This is a genomic window from Terrabacter terrae (assembly GCF_039529575.1).
GTDB lineage: Bacteria > Actinomycetota > Actinomycetes > Actinomycetales > Dermatophilaceae > Terrabacter > Terrabacter terrae.
Map to the genome: position 1 here is coordinate 1 of NZ_BAAANB010000206.1, position 509 is coordinate 509.

Annotated in this window: 1 protein-coding gene; it reads right to left on the bottom strand. The window is 69.7% G+C overall.

The window, feature by feature from the left end:
* Positions 1-191: 191 nt before the first annotated feature.
* A partial coding sequence (locus ABD194_RS21055; protein WP_343995183.1) for an SDR family oxidoreductase occupies positions 192-509 on the bottom strand: 318 nt, incomplete at its 5' end.

Sequence of the window (509 nt, forward strand, 5' to 3'; positions counted from 1 at the left end):
TCCTGAAGGCCCACCGCTGGTCTACCACGTGAGTCGAGGTACCGCGTGATCAGCATGAAGCAACATCTCCGGATCGAGTCAGTATGCAAGTGGTGGGGGCTGAGGTGGAAGGCGACGGAGGGCGTGAAGGCTCGCCTACGCCCGCACAGCCACCCACGCTGCGGTGAAGCAGGACGCCTGCGATGTCCTAGCTACTCGGCAGGCGCGGCTGGTCGGATCCGGAGGGCCTGCAGGCCCCCGTCGACGGTGAGGCAGATGCCGGTCGTCGAGCCGGCGAACGGGCTGGCCAGTGACAGCACCGCGTGCGCTACCTCCGCCGGAGTCACCAGCCGACCGCTGGGCTGACGTGCCGCCAGGGCGGCGCGCTCCGCCTCCGGGTCGTCCGCCTGTGCCAGGAGGCGCCCGACCCACGGCGTGTCCGCCGTGCCGGGATTGACGCAGTTGACCCGGATTCCTTCGGGCAGAAGATCCGCGGCCATTGCACGGCTCGCCGCGACGATCGCGCCCTT